At 45.1% G+C, this 17,907-nt stretch carries 19 protein-coding genes; 6 read left to right on the top strand and 13 right to left on the bottom strand.

What is annotated here, in order from left to right:
• Positions 1-65 precede the first annotated feature (65 nt).
• On the bottom strand, positions 66-527 hold the full coding sequence (locus CYJ37_RS07040; RefSeq protein WP_022544548.1) for a DIP1984 family protein: 462 nt from the start codon (positions 525-527) through the stop codon (positions 66-68).
• Between the two features lie 335 nt (positions 528-862).
• On the opposite strand from CYJ37_RS07040, the gene CYJ37_RS07035 reads away from it, so the two are divergent.
• Positions 863-1,624 carry an SDR family oxidoreductase gene (locus CYJ37_RS07035; protein WP_101548759.1) on the top strand — a complete coding sequence of 254 codons (762 nt, stop codon included), beginning with the start codon at positions 863-865 and terminating at the stop codon, positions 1,622-1,624.
• Between the two features lie 358 nt (positions 1,625-1,982).
• On the opposite strand, the gene CYJ37_RS07030 is transcribed toward CYJ37_RS07035, so the two are convergent.
• From CYJ37_RS07030 to CYJ37_RS07020, 3 genes are read right to left on the bottom strand one after another with little or no spacing between them, the layout of a single operon-like run.
• Positions 1,983-2,453 (bottom strand): DUF523 domain-containing protein, encoded by a 471-nt coding sequence (locus tag CYJ37_RS07030; RefSeq protein ID WP_129613172.1) that lies wholly within the window; start codon positions 2,451-2,453, stop codon positions 1,983-1,985.
• A 14-nt stretch (positions 2,454-2,467) separates the two neighbouring features.
• The gene (locus tag CYJ37_RS07025) at positions 2,468-3,175 is read right to left on the bottom strand and encodes a hypothetical protein (protein ID WP_101548755.1); all 708 of its coding nucleotides are present in this window, start codon (positions 3,173-3,175) and stop codon (positions 2,468-2,470) included.
• 43 nt (positions 3,176-3,218) lie between these two features.
• Complete coding sequence (locus CYJ37_RS07020) at positions 3,219-3,770, bottom strand: GNAT family N-acetyltransferase (RefSeq protein ID WP_101548753.1); 552 nt, start codon at positions 3,768-3,770, stop codon at positions 3,219-3,221.
• A 147-nt stretch (positions 3,771-3,917) separates the two neighbouring features.
• On the opposite strand from CYJ37_RS07020, the gene CYJ37_RS07015 reads away from it, so the two are divergent.
• Complete coding sequence (locus tag CYJ37_RS07015; RefSeq protein WP_101548751.1) at positions 3,918-5,087, top strand: acyltransferase family protein; 1,170 nt, start codon at positions 3,918-3,920, stop codon at positions 5,085-5,087.
• Between the two features lie 73 nt (positions 5,088-5,160).
• On the opposite strand, the gene CYJ37_RS07010 is transcribed toward CYJ37_RS07015, so the two are convergent.
• Together CYJ37_RS07010 and CYJ37_RS07005 are read right to left on the bottom strand one after the other, a co-directional pair.
• The gene (locus CYJ37_RS07010; protein WP_101548750.1) at positions 5,161-6,195 is read right to left on the bottom strand and encodes a DUF3231 family protein; all 1,035 of its coding nucleotides are present in this window, start codon (positions 6,193-6,195) and stop codon (positions 5,161-5,163) included.
• Positions 6,196-6,318: 123 nt separating this feature from the next.
• Positions 6,319-6,717 (bottom strand): cytidine deaminase, encoded by a 399-nt coding sequence (locus tag CYJ37_RS07005; RefSeq protein ID WP_009794465.1) that lies wholly within the window; start codon positions 6,715-6,717, stop codon positions 6,319-6,321.
• Between the two features lie 328 nt (positions 6,718-7,045).
• On the opposite strand from CYJ37_RS07005, the gene CYJ37_RS07000 reads away from it, so the two are divergent.
• Entirely contained in the window at positions 7,046-7,534 is a 489-nt protein-coding gene (locus tag CYJ37_RS07000; RefSeq protein WP_101548748.1) for a CBO0543 family protein, read from the top strand.
• A 43-nt stretch (positions 7,535-7,577) separates the two neighbouring features.
• Here CYJ37_RS07000 and CYJ37_RS06995 read toward each other — a convergent pair whose 3' ends face one another.
• The 7 genes from CYJ37_RS06995 to CYJ37_RS06960 form a co-directional block, all read right to left on the bottom strand.
• Positions 7,578-8,303 (bottom strand): DUF421 domain-containing protein, encoded by a 726-nt coding sequence (locus tag CYJ37_RS06995; RefSeq protein ID WP_101548746.1) that lies wholly within the window; start codon positions 8,301-8,303, stop codon positions 7,578-7,580.
• A gap of 575 nt (positions 8,304-8,878) precedes the next feature.
• A complete protein-coding gene (locus CYJ37_RS06985) occupies positions 8,879-10,174 on the bottom strand; it encodes a TRAP transporter large permease (RefSeq protein WP_009794470.1) in 1,296 nt (431 codons plus the stop codon).
• The gene (locus tag CYJ37_RS06980) at positions 10,171-10,716 is read right to left on the bottom strand and encodes a TRAP transporter small permease (protein WP_009794471.1); all 546 of its coding nucleotides are present in this window, start codon (positions 10,714-10,716) and stop codon (positions 10,171-10,173) included. Before CYJ37_RS06980 ends, CYJ37_RS06985 begins: the two co-directional genes overlap by 4 nt.
• 14 nt (positions 10,717-10,730) lie before the next feature.
• Positions 10,731-11,735 (bottom strand): TRAP transporter substrate-binding protein, encoded by a 1,005-nt coding sequence (locus CYJ37_RS06975; RefSeq protein WP_101548742.1) that lies wholly within the window; start codon positions 11,733-11,735, stop codon positions 10,731-10,733.
• Between the two features lie 138 nt (positions 11,736-11,873).
• Complete coding sequence (treR, locus tag CYJ37_RS06970; protein ID WP_101548739.1) at positions 11,874-12,590, bottom strand: trehalose operon repressor; 717 nt, start codon at positions 12,588-12,590, stop codon at positions 11,874-11,876.
• Positions 12,591-12,669: 79 nt separating this feature from the next.
• Entirely contained in the window at positions 12,670-14,124 is a 1,455-nt protein-coding gene (gene treP / locus CYJ37_RS06965) for a PTS system trehalose-specific EIIBC component (RefSeq protein WP_094767933.1), read from the bottom strand.
• A gap of 224 nt (positions 14,125-14,348) precedes the next feature.
• Positions 14,349-14,963 (bottom strand): YdhK family protein, encoded by a 615-nt coding sequence (locus CYJ37_RS06960; protein WP_101548737.1) that lies wholly within the window; start codon positions 14,961-14,963, stop codon positions 14,349-14,351.
• Between the two features lie 219 nt (positions 14,964-15,182).
• On the opposite strand from CYJ37_RS06960, the gene CYJ37_RS06955 reads away from it, so the two are divergent.
• From CYJ37_RS06955 to CYJ37_RS06945, 3 genes are all read left to right on the top strand, one after another.
• Entirely contained in the window at positions 15,183-16,544 is a 1,362-nt protein-coding gene (locus CYJ37_RS06955; protein WP_101548736.1) for a sensor histidine kinase, read from the top strand.
• A 13-nt stretch (positions 16,545-16,557) separates the two neighbouring features.
• The gene (locus tag CYJ37_RS06950; protein WP_101548734.1) at positions 16,558-17,238 is read left to right on the top strand and encodes a response regulator transcription factor; all 681 of its coding nucleotides are present in this window, start codon (positions 16,558-16,560) and stop codon (positions 17,236-17,238) included.
• 79 nt (positions 17,239-17,317) lie between these two features.
• Positions 17,318-17,770 (top strand): DUF305 domain-containing protein, encoded by a 453-nt coding sequence (locus tag CYJ37_RS06945; RefSeq protein ID WP_022544554.1) that lies wholly within the window; start codon positions 17,318-17,320, stop codon positions 17,768-17,770.
• Positions 17,771-17,907: the final 137 nt, after the last annotated feature.

Raw genomic sequence — 17,907 nt, 5'->3', positions numbered from 1 at the left:
AGCTTGACCCTGCTGCAGGGTTTGGCATTCGCCTTCCCGTACGCTACCAACTTCCATAGCAATAATCAGCGTTCCATCAATTCTGTTTTCCAGTTCAATTCCTGAATCTTTACATCCAGGGTCCTGTATCTCTGGGATAATTCATCCACAAACTTTTGGGTTTCTTTCACATCAATCATCGAAACATATTTGATTTCCGACCGTGAATAGCGGTCATGCCGGATGGTTGCCTGCCCCAGCAGGTCGCTGTAAATCGTTCGTTCCTGCCCGATCAGATCCCTGCTTGTGAGTGCGTCAGCGAGCGACTGCGACTGATCATAAGGGGTATGGATATTGGTGCGGTTAATGTTTTGAATCAGGCTTTTTAGTTTTACCAGGATCTCTGTCAATTCTTCCATTAACACCTGAGGCTCCTCATTCGGAAGATCCCCCTCCTGGACTCTCGCATTCTGGCTCAGCCGGTTCCTTAATTGCTCGACCCTCTTCTGGTAATCCGAACGTAAAATCAAGGCCTCTGCTAATTTCATAAATGACCCTCCCATTGTTTATACTATTATAGTTTCGATTCTTTCCGGCAAATTCCTGCCGGGTAAAACAGTTTGCTGGCTTGTACTGCTTCCAGAGCCGTATGATGATGCTGCAGAAAGCCGGATGAACCTTTCTTCGAAGGGGTATACAGTAATTGTGGATATCATTCTTATTAGCAAAGGTTTTCAATCATCTTATTGTGGATATGGCTCGATTATGGGCAAATCCCGGAAATCCTGCTGTGGATATCTTGATTATCAACAATCATAGGGGGGATATCGACAGTTTTATGTGGATAGGGGAAATCATCAATTGAAAGAGAAGAGGTGCCAGAATGAAACTTTCAGGAAATACAATACTTATTACAGGCGGTGCTGCAGGAATCGGGCTGGCTTTTACTGAGAGATTTATTAATGCCGGCAATACTGTCATTGTCTGCGGCCGGCGGGAAAGTGTCCTGCAGGAAGCTAAGGAGAAATTCCCTGAACTGATTATAAGAGTTTGTGATTTGGCTGTGGAATCAGAGCGATCGGCCTTGTTTGACTGGGTGGAGGAAAATCATCCTGAGGTAAATGTACTGGTGAACAATGCCGGGATTCAGCAGCGCTTTAATGTGCTGAAAGCAGATGCGAAGAAGGACTGGGGCTATTTTAACAAAGAAATCACTACAAATATTGAGGCGCCTTTCCACCTTTCAATGCTGTTCGCTCCATTCCTGGCAAAGAAAACGGAAGCGGCCATCATCAACGTGACTTCCGGGCTGGCGTTTACGCCGCTCGTCATTGCACCAATCTATTCCGCTACGAAAGCAGCGTTCCATTCCTTTACCGTCAGCCTGCGCCACCAGCTTTCCGGAACACCAGTGGAAGTGATTGAAATCGCTCCTCCTGCAGTCAACACGGACTTAGGCGGTGCCGGACTCCATACCCAGGGCGAACCTTTGAATGAATTCGCAGATGGAATTTTTAAAGGACTGGCGGAGGGCAAAGAAGAAATCGGCTATGGCTCTTCTGTCGAACGTCTGCGTATGTCCCGGGATGAACTGGATGCACATACTGCGAAGATGTACCAGGCTATGAAACACACTATCGAATAGGTCTTTTCCCGCTTAATATCTCAATGGAGGGCTCAGTGCCGGGCCCTCTTCACTTTTCTTGCATCAATGGCAGGAAAAACTGCATAAAAAAACTGCTATTTTCTAGCAGTAATTGTTAACGCCCTGCGGAGTAAAAGTATGTCCTGGTGAATGCTTTTCCTTACTTGGTCATCGCTGCATAGCATAAGTTCATCTCTTAAACGTCCAAGCTCTCTGCTGATTAGTAAGTGTTCCGCCTTACTAAGCATAGTGAATCGCTCCTTTTTACATAGGAAGGACACTATGTCTGTACAAGGTTAACACTATTTGTTTCCCTTTACAATAACAGGGATACCCCATAAAATTACAGTCTATTGATTTATAGCTGAAAAGCTTCAAGCAGCTCTTCCAGCTCTTTTTCTGAAACTACTCTTATGCCATTCCTTTTCAGCAGGGCAGATGTCACCCCTTCCCCTGCCACTTTCCCTCCTGTAAATTCTCCGTTGTAAATGACACTGCTGCCGCATGAGGGGCTGAATTCTTTTAACACGACTGTACTTACCTGCAGCTCTTCCGCTTTTTTAAGGGCCGCATAGGCGCCATTTATGTATAATTCAGTTACATCCCTGCCTGATTTTTCGATGACCCTTGCCGTGCCGTCCAGGACATCGCCTCCATCGCCGCCTGTAATTTCTGCAGGCTCCCGTGGCACGGGAAATCCCCCAAGCAGTTCGGGGCAGATGGATACGGCTTTATTCTGATCAATCAATTGCCGGATCTTCTCATGCAGGCAATGAGTGCCGTTGTATCTTACTTCCAGCCCCGCCAGGCACGAACTGACTAATAACAAAACAACCAACTCCATTATTTATTTTTAAAAAAGTATGAATGAAGGATTAAAGCCACAATGGCTTCTGGGCTGCTGCCTTCATGGGGAGCAATCACAAAGACGCTGCTTAAAAGATGATGCCGCTTCAAAGTTCCGCATTGTTCTCCTTCCCGCGTCAGCGAGATTGCGGACGATATCGTTGCTGCAGAGGAAAGATAGGTGTCATCATTGATCGTATACTGGATGGCTTCTTTTAAGGATGCCGTATTTTTCATATTAATGAGTGTACGGGCTTCGCCAATCCTTTCCCCATTTTTAAAGATGCTCCAATGTTCCTGGCTGGTCAGCCATTTCTTGCGGTGCCACCGCACATCATAGAGATCCTGGCCAATCTGGATCTCGAGGCATAGATACCAGTTAAATCCAATAATATCGCCAAAGGCATATTGCCATTTGTGCGGAAAATAGCGCCTCACATAACCCCGAAGCTCATCTCCTTTAAAAAGCGGCTTCCGGATGAGGAGCGTTTTTTGGATATTATAGTAGGACCACCCGTGAATATTTTTAGGCTGATAAGTCCGTTCTTTCTCCGCCAGCTTCCTGCTGATGATATAAACAGCAAGAGCTGCTGCAGGAAGCAGAAAAATGAGTGTAAACTGCATCGGTTCAAAGGCGCCGTAAACCAGCCAGCGGGCAAGCACTGCAAGCAGCATTAATACAAAAAGCAGGAGCATTTCTATCATCTGATCACCTCAATACTAGTACGGACAGCCCTTATAAAGGTTCCTATTTATCTGCTGGGTTTATAAGTCCATAACACACCAGGCTCTCATACCGGCCTTCCTTCCGTACATGGTCAGCGAGGATTCCTTCTTCTTTCATGCCGAGCTTCTCCATGACCCGCCCTGAAGCCGGGTTGGACTGAAAATAGCGGGCGAACACTTTGTGGTACTTCTTTTCTTCAAATGCAAATCTGATGACTGCCTCTGCTGCCTCGGTGGCATAGCCTTTTCCCCAATATTCCTCACCTATCCAGTAAGCCAGCTCGCCATGGCGGAAATTTTGGTTGTTGGATAGGGCAATCGCACCGTACAGCTCACCGGTTTCCCTACCTGTCACTGCCAGTTCATAGGATCGGTCACTGCTGAAATTATTAAGATGATTCTCCATCCAGGAAAGGGCGTCATTTACTACATAGGGATAGGGCAGGTACAAAGTACTTTTATAAAGATTATAGTTGTCGCAGAGCCTGGCGACTGTTTCTGCATCGGAAACCTGGAACAATCTAAGCAGCAGCCGGTCTGTGGATATGGTTTTATTGACATGGTCATAAATCATCTGCAAACCTCCGTATTTTTTGTAATAATATACTATATTTGTAAATATTAATATACACTGAATAAAGGCAAGTAATCTATTGAAATATTGATATAGAACCGGCTGTGAGATACATAGCCGCACTGAACATATCTTGGGGGGAACTATATGGTACTGCCGGGGCAGGAGAAAAGCAGACATTATGATTTAGATTGGATTAAGGTATTAGCGATGCTGGTTGTATTTCTCTACCATTGTTCGATGTTCTTTAACTCATTTGAATGGCATGTAAAGAACGACGAAATCAATAGAACCTACATAGAACTGTTTTCCTTGGCTGTCGGCAATTGGATCATGCCTGTCTTTTTTGCCATTTCCGGAATCAGCACCTATCACGCTTTGAAAAAGCGCCACTCCGGAGCATTTTTGAAGGAAAGGGCGGTCCGCCTTGGCATTCCGCTGCTTTTGGGCATTTTTATCCTCTCACCTCCTCAAGTTTATATAGAGAGGCTGACCGGCAAACAGTTTGAAGGTTCTTTCTTTCAATTCTTCCCCCATTATTTTGATGGTCTGTATTTGGAAATCGGCGGAAGTGGAAACTTTGCCTTTTTCGGCCATCATCTGTGGTATTTATTGATGCTCCTGATTTTTTCAGCCCTAACTCTGCCTTTCTTCCTAAATGAGAGGCAGAGACAGCATATTCGAAATGGTTCCTTTGCCATTTCCCATTACTTGTTTTTGCCCCTGCCTTTAACAGTGGCAGCTCTATGGGCGAATGATATCTTAAATTTGGCTAGCTGGGGGATTTTGTTTTACTTGCTGCTGTACGCTTATGGCTATTATTTTTTTGCCCGGGAGTCATTCAGAAGTTTTGCACGAAATAGCGGCAAGCTTACAGGTACAATCAGTGCAGTCAGCTTAGCAGCCTATATTTTATGGGTATTCATGTCAGGCTTTCCCGCTTATGGGACTGCTGCCTTTTATATCTTCACTGTTATTCGCGTTCTTTTAGTATGGAATGTCCTGCTGTTCATTTTTTTCCTGGGGGATAGGCATTTGAATACTTCCACTCCAGCACTATCTTATGCGAGTGAAGCGGCCATGCCTTTTTACATTCTTCATCAGCCTGTCATAATCGTTTCAGGCTTCTGGATTGCTCATTTAGATTGGAGTATTCCTTTTAAGTTTGTTTTTCTTGCAACGGCTGCATTTGCAGTAATTATGATTTTTCATCATGCAGCAATACGCAGGTACAATGGACTGAGAGTTGTATTTGGCTTAAGAAGACAGCATAAACTGGCAGTGCCTCAAGAAACGAATGTGGATAGAGTTGTATAGCAAGATTAGAAAACAGCCGAGCTTAGCTGCGGCTGTTTTCTAGTGCCTCCCGTATAGAAGCTGACTGATTTAACTATTTGGAAGCCAGGTTCTGCCTCTCCGCTGCTTCGGGGGGTTTTTCCATCCAGCCATTCTCCATCATAATATCCGATGCTTCAGTGACAAATTGAGTGATATTCATTAGGGATTTTGAATATAAGAGTCCGATATCATGCCTGCCATTTACAGCCAGTGAATTGCCGAATGCCCTGATCTTCATGGAAAACATGTCCATCTTATGGAAAAGCATGAGTTTATCAGAAAATGGCGCAAAGGTAGAGTCTGTGACCAGGTCGTCCAGGAAGGTTGGCGAAGGCAAGTTTTCATCATGCAGCTTTTGCATATACCGCACCAGGTTGCTATGCGTCATGCTGGCCCCTTTTTGAAAAAGCTGCCGGATCTTCTCGTTTTTCGCTGTCTGGGCAAAGGCCATAATAAAGGCTTTGCTTGTGACATTGTTTTCAATATTGTCGTATAAATGGGCAATTTCCAGGGCGTGAAGCGGCCTGACCCGCCCAAGGAAGCCGTTTAGGAAATCCTTTTGGGCATAGTCCACTTTTTTGGGCACCGGGATGAATGGAGGCTTGATGATCAAGCCTTTTTTCATCAGAATCTCTTTGATCTGATCCATTAAATCCAATGTTGCTTGCGTGCAATACCTGAAAAATTCTACAATATCCTTCCGGAAGACAATCGGATAGCCTACACTGTATATGCTTATTCCCGCTTTCGCTGCATATTTTAAGTAATGGACGTAAAAATCATCGTGGAATAAACGGGGCGCTTCTAAATTGACATCATTTTCATTAAAGCCATCTGGTATAGGGAAATTAGCTTCTTTTAAGAGTCCCTCTGTTGCAGTCAGGAATTCCGTACATAATTTAGAGGCATTCTCCAATAAGGCTTTAATATCATGATCATCCACATGGTGCAAATAGTATGCCAGGATGCATTTTGACATGCTGTTTCCCATATAGGTAGCCCAGAGCTTTCCCATCTCTGCTGATGTTAATGGCTCCTTCGGGCGGGTTTTATTTGTTCCTGCTTTAATCGGCTTGATCGTATTCATGATTGATCTCCTTCATCCGCTTTATTGTATTAGTATCATCCTCCCGGCTGAAAGGTATTCTCTGTATATATGCATAGAAAAAGCCTGCTTCGAGTGTATCGAAGCAGGCTCATATAATTGATCTTACATTTCCAGATCAGTAAAAGCGTAAGGCAATAGCTCTTTCAGAGGCAGTTCCAGTATATCTTTCTTTTCGTTCGTTAAGTAAACAGGCATATCCGGTGAGCAGAATTCTGCCAGCACCTGCCTGCAGATGCTGCAAGGCGGAAGGAAGTCAGCCGTGTTCCCGGAAACCGCGATTGCCTGGAAGTCTCCTTTTTTATAGCCATTTGCAATAGCAGTGAAAATGGCTGTCCTTTCAGCGCAATTCGTCGCCCCAAGGGAAACATTCTCTACGTTCACTCCGCTGATAACGGTTCCATCTTTCAGCAGCAAAGCTGCTCCTACAGGAAAATTGGAATACGGTGCATACGCAGCCTGTTTTACAGCGCGTGCACTTTCCATTAATTTTTCTTTATCCATCACAATCCATCCCCTCACATAAGAATGAACCTTTCACAGTCCCCTAACGCCAATTTTTAGTTGGCAGGACTTCTTATATTATATTTCCGGGAAAAGTTTGTCAATACAGAATAATAAATTTAAATTAGATTCCCATTCTCTTTTCAGCAGAGAGAAGCAATAATCACCACAAGTACCTTCACAGTGACCTGGATGCCAATGTATTTATTCTAAAAGGGGGCCACCCCCTTCCCAGAGGCTGCCTTGTTCAAAACAAACCAGGATGAATACATCCCCCTCTTCCTTGGGATAGTAACAGTAATAATTACACAGCCGGGAAGGATACAGCATGGATAAATTTGAGAAAAACACATTGAAATTTCTTCTTGTCTTTGGATTGATATCTTTTATCAATTTGATGAGAAAGCCTCCGGTAAAAGACTGGATGCTGATCTTTCTCTTTAAAGGATACCTTTCTTCCATCCTCGACAAGCTGCTTGTCAGAAAAGGTTATATAACCTACCCAGTTAAGCTGGTGAAATCATTTGACGTCAGCTTTATTTTCGACTATCTTCTCTACCCGGTTACCTGTGTCTATTTTAATCAGGTTACAAAATCATCGAGCCCTATGGGCATTTTGATTAAGTCAGTCTGCTTCAGCGGCCCAATGGCTATAGTTGAACACTTTTTTGAAAAGAGAACAAGACTTATTAGATTTAAAAAAGGATGGAGTTCGGCTACCAGTTTCTTTTCTCTTACCCTGACCTTTTTGATTTCCAGGGCTTTTATAGCCATTATACGAAAGGCCAGTAAGGCACCAGTTCCCGATAATAAGTAGGAGCTGGTGCTGCTGTTTTAAGGACCGCCGCAAGTATAATGGGCTAATGATACAAAGATGGTATGGATTGTGCCTGTTCATTTTTCAGGGAGATATGCAGTTCTTTTTCAGGGCTGATAGAAGCAAAGAATATTTCCTGCAGCCGGGAGATGCCCAGCCGGGACAGCTCCGAATCAAGCCAGTCCTGATCTACGTCAAACCGTTCCAAAACCTCCCGGTATACCGTTCCTTCAACGATGACAGGAAAGGCAATTTGTGAAGAGCCTCCGGAAATATTCAGGTCTCCCTTAGTGGCAGGCAACTGTGCAGGCTTGAGCTGGACACTCAGCATTCCGTTTCCCTCCAGTATCCCTAATTCCACATATTGAACGTCAAAGACCTGCTTATCCCTCAGCATTTGCAGGATGTTATCAATACTGTAATGGTACTTTTTTAAATTGGCACTAAGGAATTTGCCTTTATGTATCACAATGACCGGCTCAAAAGTGATGAGTTTTCCGAATTTCCGCTTTGAAATCTTCAATCTCCCAATCAGCCGCTGGAGAAGGCCAATGGCAATAATGGCAAAGCCTGTTTCCAGATGCCTGATGGAGGGATCAGCTATATCCGCCCCGGCCACCGCCCCCAGTGTAATGATAACCAGATAATCAAAAACAGGAAGCTCGCCAATCGAGCGCCTCCCCATAAAAAGAGTAATAAAGAGCAATAAAGGCAGAATGGTGATGATCCTTCCGAAAATCAGAAGACAGTTATGCAGCAGATCTTCCATAATCTTTCCTCCTGGCAGATGATGACTTTAGTTTATCGGAGGATAGCTGGAATTATACGGAAAAATCAAAAGGGCTGCCTGGCCACAGTTAGTTTTCTGCTCCTTGCAGCTGAAGAGTGGGCTGCCAGTGAATTAAGGGGAGTTTTTACTGTTAAATGTAAATCAGTCGTGTTTTTTGAGAAAATAAGAGGAGTTTTTCCCTTTATGCAAAGAAAAATTATCTTTTTTTATGGTTTCGAGTCATATAAGGGGAATTTCTCCCTTTATTTAAGCTGTTTTCAGCACTATTTTAAAAATAAAGGAGATTTTTCCGTCTATAAATTTTTCATTAGCAGATAATCTAGTTTCCTTGTTTAAAAATGTTAAAGTTAAAGGAGAATCGCCTATTCAACTGTTCAGCCATTGAGTGCGTTTAATAAATACCAACATCCAAAGGTAAAAAGCCTGGGATATCCCAAGCTTTTTTGGTTAGTTAAGTACTGTACTACATATTCTACTAAAACGTATGCTGTTTAGTCTGTGATTTTTCCCACTATATCTGAACAGCTTATGGCTAAAGGCAGCCCTTCTTCATTTTATAGTCCAAACAGTCCCGGCAGCACCATGCTGACCTGCGGGATATAAGTAACAAGGAGCAGCACAACGATGATGGCAGCGTAGAATGGAAGCAATGGCTTCACAAGCTGCTCGATCTTCACCTTGCCGACGCTGGATCCGACGAACAAGGCGCTTCCTACCGGCGGTGTGATGCTTCCGATGCAAAGGTTGAGGCACATCATGATGCCAAAGTGCACCGGATCCATCCCGATATTCGTGGCAATCGGCAGGAATATCGGCGTGAATATCAGGACTGCAGGCGTGATATCCATGAAAGTCCCAATAATCAGCAGGATGACGTTCATCAGCAGCAGGATCAGGATCGGATTATCGGTCAGGCTGAGGATGCCGCTGCTAATGGCCTCAGGAATGCCGGTAAATGCCATGACAAGGGAAAGAATGGTCGATGCGGCAATCAGAAGCATGATGATGGCTGTCATCTCCACTGTTTCCATCAGCATCTTCGGAACATCCTTTATTTTAAATGTCCGATAAAACATCGAGAGAATGAGAGAATAGGCAACCGCAATGGCAGCGCCTTCTGTTGCCGTGAACACCCCGGCAATGATTCCGCCGATTACTATGAACACGAGCAGCAGGCTCGGAATCGCATCGAGGAATACTTTCATCACCTGGCTGAACGTAATTTTCGGTGCAATCGGATAATTCTTTTTCTTCGCAATCACATATGCTACAACCATGGTAGCAAGTCCCCAAAGGATGCCGGGAATATAACCGGCGATGAAGAGCGCGGCAATCGACGTCCCGCCGCTGACAAGGGAATAGACGATCAGCAGGCCGCTTGGCGGAATCAGCAGCCCTGTCGGTGCCGATGCGATATTAACCGCAGCAGAATACGCCGGGTTATAGCCTTCCTTCTTCTGAAGCGGAGACATGACTCCGCCGATTGCTGCTGCAGCCGCAACGGAGGAACCGGAAATTGAACCGAACAGCATATTCCCGACTACATTCGTATGGGCGAGCGATCCGGGCATCCTCCCGGAAAGGACCTTCGCAAAATTGATCAGGCGGATCGCGATTCCGCCATTATTCATGATAACCCCTGACAGGATGAAGAACGGGATGGCGAGCAGGGAAAAGCTGTCGAGCCCCGCCACCATCTTCTGCGCTGCTGTGAATACGGCAATATCAAAAGGAAACAAAACCAGCATGGTGACAAGAGAGGCACCGGCTATGCTGATGGCAATGGGAACGCCCAGAAATAAGAGCAGAAAGAATACAAAAAGCAATAGGAGTCCTGCTGTGATTGTCATCCCAGCCCCTCCTTTCTATCCTTATCAATATGTATGGGCTCTGGAGTCTCTACTTCTTCTGAATATAAGTCCGCTTTTCTATTTGCGGAGATTTCCCTGATGGAGATGATCGTATAAGCGGCAATCAGGATGCCGCTGACTGGCAGGGACAGATAAATATAGGCCATCGGGAGGCCAAGTGCGGCAGAATACTGCTCCATAGAGATCCCAACTGTTTTAGACCCGCCGACAATCATGACAAATACAGCAAATGCCAGGACAATCAGCTCAATCAGGATAGCTGCGGCAAGCCTCTTCCTGTTTTCCAGCTTTTCTACGATGAACTCGATTGCGATATGCTTCTTGTTTCCGAAGGCATAGGCTCCGCCGAGCATGGAAACCCATATCAGCGAATACCGGAGAAACTCCTCTGAAATCGTACTTGGCGAATCCAGCGCATATCTTGTGAACACTTGCCAGATGGCCATCAGGACCATCACACCCAAGAGGGTGCAGGTCACAAAGGCAATGCTCAGATCGATCCATTTTTTCATAGTCTGCATGATAGCTCCCCCTTTTAATTGCCTTCAGCCATGTCCCGGATTTCTTTATAGTATTTTCCGGTCGATTTCTTTTCTGCAAACTCCTTATGCAGCGGCTGTACAGCTTCCATGAAAGGCTCTTTATCCGGCCTGCTGAATGTGACATTCATATCCTTGGCGTCTTTTATCGCCTTCTCTGTCGCTTTCCGCCAAACCTCTTTATGGTAAAAAGAAGACTCTTCTGCCGCTTCTGTTATAGCTTTCTTCTGTTCAGCAGTAAATTGCTTCCATTTGCTTTCATTGATAATCAGGATATCCGGGATGATGGCATGTTCGCTGTAGCTGTACTGCTTTGCCACTTCTCCGTGATTATTATCCGTCAGTGCTGTTTCATTATTTTCCGAGCCGTCGATGACACCCTGCTGCATAGCCGTATAGACTTCACCGAAGGACATCGGCGTCGGCGACCCGCCCAGCAGCTCAAGCATCTTGAGGTTTGTCGGGCTCGGCTGGACCCGTATTTTCAGCCCCTTCAGATCATCAGGATGCATAATCGGCTTGTTTTTTGTATAAAAGTTCCTTGTGCCTGACTCATAGAACGTCAGTCCCCTCAGACCGATATCAGTCGTAGTCTGGTAAACCTCTTTTGCGGTGCTGCTGTTCATCGCTTTATAAAAATGGTCTTTATCGTCGAATAAATAAGGAAGGCTGAACAATGAATAGACTTCTGAAAAGTTCTCAAGCGAGCCTGCGCTCACCTTGGCAAAGTCAATCGCACCGGTCTGAGTCAGCTCAAGTGCCTCTCGTTCCCCGCCAAGCTGTCCGCTCGGGTAAATTTTGACCTTCATACTGCCATCTGTCTTTTCCTCTACCAATCTTGCAAACTCTGTCAGCGAAGTATGTATCGGATGTGTTGTGCCCTGATTATGGGCAAGCCTCAATGTGACTGTCCCTTCCTCCTCGGCAGCCTGCGCTGTACAGCCGGCCAGGATTCCTGCCATGAGCAGAAGGATAATGCCAAACACCTTAAAATTCTTCATAAATCCCCCTCCAGGTTATGTAAGCATTGTTGTATGATTTCCTGAAGGTATTCCCTAAAATATGACTATTGAAACAGAAGAGGTTATAAAAGAACATAAAAAAATGCCGGGGCAATGGCCGGCATTTGATAGTTTTATTCAATGGAGAGCTCTTCTCGCAAAGTCGGTGAAACGGAATTTGTCCGGACGGTGCCTGGACTCTGTGAACTGGAATAGGCTGGCATCGTTCAAGTATACATGGCTCCTGATGACCACTACATTCTGGAAGCCATCAAGGTCCAGCAGGGAGCGGTCCTCATCGGTTGGTTCCTCTACGATGATTTCTTTTTTGGCAAAGCTGATGTTCAGGTTCAATTCTTTTTCAAGGTACTGATAGATGGAATTCCTGCAAATATCACCAGTCAGATGGGGAACATGCTTCTCAGCCAGAAAGTCGCGGTCAAGAATGATTCTTTCTCCTCCCATCTTTCTTGTCCGCAGGACGTCCCAGACCAGATCGCCTTCCTCCAGCTGCAGCTCTTTTTTGATAAAACCCCCGGCTTCTCCAAGGCTCAATCCGTTAAGAATAGTCTGGGGAGGTTCGCTCATCTTGCCTGCCAGCTCCTTGAAGCTGACCAGCCCGGATACTGGGAAGTCGAATTTAGAAGTATTGAGGACCATGGATCCTTTTCCCCTGATTTTTTGAATATAGCCATTTTGTGCAAGGAGATTCAAAGCTTTGCGAATGGTTTCCCTTGAAGCCTGATATTCTTTTACCATTTCATTCTCAGATGGAAGATAGGTTTCCGGTTTAATCCTTCCGCTCCTGATTTGCTCTGTGATGCTTTGGCAGATATCGAGATACTTCTTTTTCATTGGACAAATCTCCATTCTCAATTTTATCAAGCAAAGAAAAAAAGAAGGGAGAATCACCCGTCCCCCTTCCTGTATGCAGTTAGACAGCTGCACTCTGTTTCTTTTGCTTTTTAAAAGTAAAATTCTTTACGCCTGTTTTAGCAAAGATGGTTGTCAGGACGAATGGAACGACAATCGCAATGATCATGCAGATGGCAAATGTTCCGATATACTGCGCCTGGATGGAAAGAATTCCAGGCAGTCCGCCAACACCGATTGAGTTGGCCATGACTCCGCTCGCTACAGAAACAACAGCTGCAATCATCGATCCAATCATGGCAGCCAGGAATGGGAACCCGTATTTCAGGTTGATCCCGAACATCGCAGGCTCGGTTACGCCAAGGTAGCAGGAGATGGCCGCAGGGATGGAAACCTGCTTTTCTTCCTCATTTTTGCGGTTGATGAAGATCATGGCTAATACTGCTGAGCCCTGAGCAATATTTGAGATGGCGATCATTGGCCAAAGGTTTGTTCCGCCAAGCTCACTCATCAGCTGAAGGTCAATGGCATTTGTCATATGATGCAGGCCGGTGATGACTAGCGGTGCATAAACGAAGCCAAACACTGCCGCAAACAGCCATCCGAATGAAGACGTCAGGCTTGAGTATACGACATCCGATATCACTGAACCGATCTGCCAGCCGATAGGGCCGAGCACTGTATGCGCTATCAAAACAGTCGGCACTAGGGCAAGGAAAGGAACAACAATCATTGAGATAGAGTTTGGAACCACTTTGCGCAATCTTGTTTCCAGGAAGCCTAACGTCAGACCAGCCAGGATTGCAGGGATGACCTGTGCCTGGTAGCCGATCATATCAATCTGGGCAAACCCGAAGTCCCATTGCGGGATATCTCCTGCCCCTGCCCCGGCAACGCCATAGGCATTCAGCAGCTGCGGCGATACTAATGTGATACCAAGGACGATTCCGAGAATCTGTGATGCACCCATCTTCTTGGCAACAGACCAGGTAATTCCGACAGGAAGGAAATGGAATATCGCTTCCCCAATCAGCCACAGGAAGGCGTGGACGCCAGCCCAGAACTGGGATATCTCAACAATCGTCTTGGTGCCATCTTCCACGAGCTTAATGTCACCGATTACATTTCTGAAGCCGAGAATCAAACCGCCGACTACAAGGGCGGGAATCAATGGTGTAAAAATTTCTGCCATATGCCCCATCATCCGCTGAAGCAAATTCTGGTTCTGCTTGGCCGCTGTTTTGGCTTCCTCTTTTGAAGTGCCTTCTACACCGGCAATCTTAGTGAATTCATTATAAAAGCTGGAAACTTCATTGCCGATGACTACCTGGAACTGGCCGGCTTGTGTGAAGGTTCCTTTTACAAGCTTAATGTTTTCGATTTTCTCAATATCAGCCTTGGATGGATCATTCAGGACAAAGCGCATGCGTGTCACACAATGTGTCACCGCTGCAATATTGTCCCGGCCGCCGATATGCTCCAGCAGCTCATTTGCAGGGCCTGTATATTTCGTCATAGGTATTCCCCCATATTTTATAATCAGCATAAATATATAATAGCGCTTTCATTAACTTGTATATACAAATACTGAGCTCTCTTAAAATTTAACTTATATATACAAGTTTGTCAATACAATTTATTCACCCGCTTAGGCAAATTATATAGTGAGCGTTCGGAGGGATTTCCGCCCCGCTTCTAAAACAAAAAAGCACCTGCCGCTTAAGCAGATGCTTCAGTACCTTATTCCGCAGAAGAAAGTTCCTCTTCAGTGACCCATAAATGATTCTTCACTTCCGCACCCCCATCTTTAGGAGTGAAATTGATGACGTAGACAGTCTTCTGCTCTGCTGTATCAATAATAGCAGCCGCCCCTTTCATCCCTTCCATGTGCTCCGCCTCAATGATGGCCTCACTGCCCGGTTCAAAGGGCTCCTCTCCTGCATCTTGAAGCTCTTCGTGAACAACCCACTTATGGTTTTCTATCCGGTCGCCCCCTGTTACAGGGTCATAGGAAACTGTATAAACCGTCGTGTCGTATACAGCAGCAACGGTTGCTTCGGCTCCCTGCATCCCCGGCATATGTCCTTCTTCAATGATCACTTTGCTTCCCACTTTATATTTCGGATTCTCCGCTTCCTTCATGCCTTGAGGGATTTCCCCGCTGCCTGAATGATCCATTTCTGAATGGTCCATTCCCGCATGATCCTCTTGCTCTCCTGCTGATTGGCCACTCTGATGATGCTCTGTACTGTTTCCTCCATTGTCTTCACTTGTGTTGTCCGGATTGTTAGAACTGCATGCCGCCAGGATCAGGGTCAGCGTAAAAATCAAAATAGCGAGTGTTTTTTTCATCATTTTCTTCCTCCTTCTTTTAACATGTTTTATTATTTCAGATAAAAATGCAGAATTTATGTAGATAGCTTTACATTTATATTTCCCCTACCTGATGATTTTTGTTCTCCAAAAGCGTCCCTTTAGAATAGTTATCTTCAAATTTTTTGCAAATGTTAATGATATATTAGGTAATGCCGGCTCTCATCTGCTTAGCGCCTGGCCTGGAAACGGAGGGACTTTATGAATAAAATATCGACAAAGCTGGCTGCCTGGTTTCTACTTGCTGTTTTAGTCCTGGAATCTTTTTTAATGTTTTATTTACACAACAATATCATCGATTCGCGGGTGGAGGAGGAGTTCAATTCCATTCTCTCAAGAGGCAACAGCCACCGGGATGTGCTGGAGGACAGTTATACTGAAGGCACCCTCAGCCATATCGCGCTAATGGAATCAAAGACGGAAACAGAGGTCGTCATTACTGATTTAGATAAACAGATTATTGTAAGTTCGAGAAGCGTTTCTAAAAGAATGAAAGAAATTATGACAAGGCATTCTTCTGATGTTTCAAGAAATGGGACTGTTATTGAATCCAACTGGAGGGAAATGCGCTATCTTGCGACAGTGACCCGGTTCAGCAGCTCCGGCCAAGAAGGCTATGTGTATATGTTTAAGGATACCGCTCCAATGAGGCAGCTGATTGAAAAATTAAACCGCCACTTTTTTCTTGCAAGTGTTCTTAGCCTATTGGCGATTGCCTTTATCTATTTTATTTTATCCAAGTTCCTGACACGCCCTTTGATCAAAATGAAGGAAGCAACTGAGCAACTAAGCAAAGGCCATTTTCAGGTAAAACTTCCTCCCGCCGGCAAAGATGAATTAGGAGAGCTGTCCACTTCCATCCAGAAGCTTGCCAGCGACCTGAAGATTATCCAGAAAAGCCGCCTTGATTTCCTGGCCAGCATCTCACATGAATTGCGTACTCCCCTGACTTATATGCAGGGCTATACAGCAATCGCCCTGCGGGAAGGCCTGCCAGACAGTGAACGGCGGGAATACCTAGAGATCATCCAGGATGAATCCGCAAAGCTCGGTAACTTAATTGACAACCTTTTCCAGCTAGCCAAGATTGACCAGACCAATTTTACAATCCAGAAGCAGGAAATCGACCTGTGCAGGATACTGGGGGAACTTACAGCAAAAGTCAAGCCGGCGTTCAACGGGAAAAACATAGAGCTTCAGACTTGCTGTAAAGAAGGGCTTACGCTGTCAGCTGACCCATTAAGGTTCGAGCAAATAATCTATAACCTGCTTGATAATGCTTTAAAATACTCTGATGAACATACGAAAACAGCTGTACATGCTGAACAAACTGCAAAAGGGACAGTAAAGATCCTGATTGAGGATCAAGGTAAGGGAATCCCGCAAGCAGATCTTAAATATGTATTTGACAGGCTGTACAGAGTGGATAAGTCAAGATCGCGCGAGAACGGCGGCTCCGGCCTCGGACTTTCGATTGTAAAGGAATTAGTGGAGGCCCACGGGGGCACCATCCATATTTCCAGCCAGGAGACTAAAGGAACAATCGTTGAGATTGAAATTTAAGAGGTGACGCTTTTTGAAAACCATTTTGCTTGTTGATGACGAGGAACGGATGAAGAATTTGCTGGCTCTGTTCCTGGAGCCGCATGGTTACAAATGCCTGAGGGCGAAAGACGGATATGAGGCAATCCAGCTGGTTAAACGTACACATGTTGACATGCTGCTGCTCGACATTATGATGCCAGAGCTGGACGGCCTGGAGACATGCCGGAAAATCAGAGAATTTTCGAATGTCCCCATAATTATGCTCACAGCCAGGACCGACAATCTGGATATGATCAAAGGATTTGATTGCGGAGCCGACGACTATGTGACCAAGCCTTTCGATGAGAGGGTGCTGCTCGCCCGGGTAAATGCTTTATTCAGGAGGCAGCAAATCCAGCATGATGCAAAAGAAGTCATACGCGGGGATTTCAAACTGGATATGGATTCTTATACATTAAAGTATAAAGGGAAAGCCGTTTCGCTGACCTTAAAAGAATTCCTGCTGCTCGAAACACTAATGAAACATCCTGAACGCGTATATACACGGGATCAGCTGCTGGCAGTCGCATGGGATATTAATGCCAGCACAGAAATCAGGACGGTAGACTCTCATGTAAGGAATCTGCGCGAAAAATTAAAGGGGGCTTCCTTTCCAATAGAAGAGCATTTGGCAACCGTATGGGGCATTGGCTATCAATGGAAAATAAAATAAAAGGAAAGTATGTACACATTCTGCAAACTTAAAGGGGATTTAACCTATAACCCCAATTGAAGAAAAGGAGTGAGCAGAATTGAAACCATACTGGAAATTTGCTGGAATGGTCGTGACCTCTACCATTATTATGTTCCTTTTTAAATATTGGAGCACCTTTAAGGCGGATCATATCTTCTTCAGCGAGATGCGAGCATACATGGCTTTGCTGATGGGGGCAACCATGGCTGTGATCATGCTTCTCTTCATGAGAAATATGCTGAAAAACAAGAAAGCCAACATAAGCATCCTGACTGGCAGCATCCTCTTATTCTTTTTATCGCTGTTCCTGATCCGGAGCCAGGCGCTTGTCGATGATGTCGATTATATGGAAGGCATGATTCCGCACCATTCCATCGCAATTTTGACCAGCGAGCGTGCACGAATATCGGATCCAAGAGTAAGGAAGCTCGCAGATGAGATCATTAAAGCGCAGGTTAGGGAAATCGATGAAATGAAGCAGCTTATTGAGGATCTTAAAGATGAGGAATAATTTTAAAAAATCAGCCTGGCAGGCTGATTTTTCCTTTTCAGGTAAAACAGAACGAGAAGATTCAGAAGAAGAAAATTTATAGAACATAGATAAAATCCGAAAAGAAATGATTCGGGCTGCTTCTGCCAAAATCCTGG

This window comes from Bacillus sp. UMB0728, from assembly GCF_002858875.1.
In the GTDB taxonomy this organism is placed as follows: domain Bacteria; phylum Bacillota; class Bacilli; order Bacillales; family Cytobacillaceae; genus Bacillus_AB; species Bacillus_AB infantis.
This window is presented reverse-complemented; position numbering and strand designations above follow the sequence as displayed.

Excerpts from the sequence above, each read along its gene's own strand:
- treP (WP_094767933.1), bottom strand. The coding sequence starts at position 14,124 with ATGACGAAATATACAGGCCCTGCAAATGAGCTGCTGGAGCATATCGGC.
- CYJ37_RS07035 (WP_101548759.1), top strand. The coding sequence starts at position 863 with ATGAAACTTTCAGGAAATACAATACTTATTACAGGCGGTGCTGCAGGA.
- CYJ37_RS07010 (WP_101548750.1), bottom strand. The coding sequence starts at position 6,195 with ATGAATACGATCAAGCCGATTAAAGCAGGAACAAATAAAACCCGCCCG.
- CYJ37_RS07015 (WP_101548751.1), top strand. The coding sequence starts at position 3,918 with ATGGTACTGCCGGGGCAGGAGAAAAGCAGACATTATGATTTAGATTGG.
- CYJ37_RS06980 (WP_009794471.1), bottom strand. The coding sequence starts at position 10,716 with ATGCAGACTATGAAAAAATGGATCGATCTGAGCATTGCCTTTGTGACC.
- CYJ37_RS07020 (WP_101548753.1), bottom strand. The coding sequence starts at position 3,770 with ATGATTTATGACCATGTCAATAAAACCATATCCACAGACCGGCTGCTG.
- CYJ37_RS07005 (WP_009794465.1), bottom strand. The coding sequence starts at position 6,717 with ATGGATAAAGAAAAATTAATGGAAAGTGCACGCGCTGTAAAACAGGCT.
- CYJ37_RS06995 (WP_101548746.1), bottom strand. The coding sequence starts at position 8,303 with ATGGAAGATCTGCTGCATAACTGTCTTCTGATTTTCGGAAGGATCATC.
- CYJ37_RS07000 (WP_101548748.1), top strand. The coding sequence starts at position 7,046 with ATGGATAAATTTGAGAAAAACACATTGAAATTTCTTCTTGTCTTTGGA.
- CYJ37_RS06960 (WP_101548737.1), bottom strand. The coding sequence starts at position 14,963 with ATGATGAAAAAAACACTCGCTATTTTGATTTTTACGCTGACCCTGATC.
- CYJ37_RS07025 (WP_101548755.1), bottom strand. The coding sequence starts at position 3,175 with ATGATAGAAATGCTCCTGCTTTTTGTATTAATGCTGCTTGCAGTGCTT.
- CYJ37_RS06975 (WP_101548742.1), bottom strand. The coding sequence starts at position 11,735 with ATGAAGAATTTTAAGGTGTTTGGCATTATCCTTCTGCTCATGGCAGGA.
- treR (WP_101548739.1), bottom strand. The coding sequence starts at position 12,590 with ATGAAAAAGAAGTATCTCGATATCTGCCAAAGCATCACAGAGCAAATC.
- CYJ37_RS07040 (WP_022544548.1), bottom strand. The coding sequence starts at position 527 with ATGAAATTAGCAGAGGCCTTGATTTTACGTTCGGATTACCAGAAGAGG.
- CYJ37_RS06985 (WP_009794470.1), bottom strand. The coding sequence starts at position 10,174 with ATGACAATCACAGCAGGACTCCTATTGCTTTTTGTATTCTTTCTGCTC.
- CYJ37_RS06955 (WP_101548736.1), top strand. The coding sequence starts at position 15,183 with ATGAATAAAATATCGACAAAGCTGGCTGCCTGGTTTCTACTTGCTGTT.